Genomic DNA, 1,908 nt, shown 5'->3' with positions numbered 1-1,908 from the left:
TCGATGAATAACGAAAGTTGACGGAAGCCGAGACAAAAATCAGAACAGAAAACGCCGGAAAATCCGGCAAAAAACAACGTTTGAATCCGCATGAAAAACACATGGACAAAATTTCACGGATTCAGGATTACAGTAGGCTTCGAAATCCCGGTAGAACCGCTTTTTCAGGGAATCGCCACAGAGACCGATCTGTTCAATGTTGAGGATCAAGGTATCTTCATTGATCACGCCGAATGCCAGAAACGCCGGATCCTGTGCCCAAGTGAGCCCGGTATAAGGATTCACGCGTCCCCAGACCAGCCGAGCGAACTCTTTCAGATCCTCCCGAACTTCCGGGAAAAAAATCGCGGCACATTTGTAATCTCTATCCCCCTCTATTTCCGGACAGCTCTTCTGGAATTTCGCCTTAACCGGTTTCCGGCTGTTATAAAGATCGGTAATCAGATAGATCCCCTGTTTCTTGAGGGCGGCGATCAGGTAGTTCAGTTGATCCAGTTTCTCTTCGTTGATTTTGAAGTTCCCATCCTGATCCGCGTCGACAATCAGACCGTCATAATGGTGGATACGCACGGAATTGTAACCGAGGGCAGCAAGACGCTTCGCCAGAAGATCCGCCTGCTCATGGCTCATGAACAACGCATGCAAGCAGATGTTCGTACCGTAGAACCGGATGGGTTCTTCACTTTGCTCCGGCACCAATTCCCCATTGACATTCTTCAGAAAACCGTATTTCCCGGCGGGTTTGTGATTGAGAAACGAAAAATCAAGAATGGAGCCTTCCACGACTTCGCGTGAAGTTTCAAAGTCCTTCCATTCGTCATTCTCTATGGCGATAAAGGGTTTTATTTCCGGAAAACAATACTCCTGTTCGGTATAGGAAGCCGCAAATACGGCCCAAGTACCAGCCGAGCCTTTAGCGAAGCGCAATGCCTTGACCGGCTTGTTCTGAATCGGCAGTGCGGAATAAAACAAGCCGCAGTCCGTAAAGTCAGCGGTTTTCCCGCTCCACGCAAGGCGTGCGTTCGCCCAGTTCTTTGGCGAGTGCCAGTCCGCCAGTTCAACTTCCGCCCGAATCGGAAAATGATCCGTCGAACCGTCGGCGTAATCAACGTAAAGATTGCCAACCACCGCGTTCCTGCCGGGAACCCAAGCACCGCAATGCAGGAGGAAAAGCGTCCGCATGACCAGATTTTTCCTCAGTGGCAAAGTAAATTCCACTTCCGGATAGAAATGACAAAAATAGCTGCTCGGCATGATGACTGACCGGTTCCGGTTCGTGCGAGGATCGACAACTTGAAACGTCACCTCCGGCAGTCGAAGCAGTCCCGGCTTCAGATTTCGTAAATCATTACCGGGGCCCTGATCAGTCCAATTCTGAAAGTCCCCCGGGAGATCGTCCCGGTAACTGGTGTTCATAATTCCGCGCAGATCAATGATTCGGGTCTTCAATGCCGCGCTTTCCGCCGCATGAAGCCCACAAAGCAGGCAGAAAAAAAATACAATTCCCCAACTGATTTTCATTTTATATTATTGTCCCAAATTTTGTGAAACACATCTGTAATTTCCGATGCCGATAACGACGTTGCCGATAATTTCCATACGTTTTTGCCAGTAGTCCTCCCAAGCTCCGGCGTTAGCAAACCGTTTAATAAGTCCATGCTAATTTTACCTTGCATCTACGTTTCCTTTATGTTGGATTTTGAGCAAACTCAAATAAAGGGCAGATGCACCTTTGTCAAACCACTCTTCCCGTCACAAAATTCGGGACATTATCACCCATTTACACACCTGTCCTAACAATTTTCAAAATGGCGTAATTTTCTGATTACGCCCCCTCATTTTCATCTATTTCACACCAATTCTCAAAAGTAGCCCCCCTTTGTTGTAAATCAGCTGTCCTAAAAAGCG

At 48.0% G+C, this 1,908-nt stretch carries 1 protein-coding gene; it reads right to left on the bottom strand.

The window, feature by feature from the left end; translation table 11 throughout:
- Positions 1-39: 39 nt before the first annotated feature.
- Positions 40-1,521 (bottom strand): hypothetical protein, encoded by a 1,482-nt coding sequence (locus tag FYJ85_RS22825; protein WP_154420986.1) that lies wholly within the window; start codon positions 1,519-1,521, stop codon positions 40-42.
- Between the last annotated feature and the right edge of the window lie 387 nt (positions 1,522-1,908).

Source organism: Victivallis lenta (genome assembly GCF_009695545.1).
GTDB classification, from domain to species: Bacteria; Verrucomicrobiota; Lentisphaeria; order Victivallales; family Victivallaceae; genus Victivallis; species Victivallis lenta.
The sequence above is the reverse complement of the archived record's forward strand: the minus strand, read 5'-3'. Positions and strand labels throughout refer to the sequence as shown.

Bases quoted from the DNA above. Each gene is read 5' to 3' on its own strand.
- FYJ85_RS22825 (WP_154420986.1), bottom strand. From the start codon at position 1,521: ATGAAAATCAGTTGGGGAATTGTATTTTTTTTCTGCCTGCTTTGTGGG.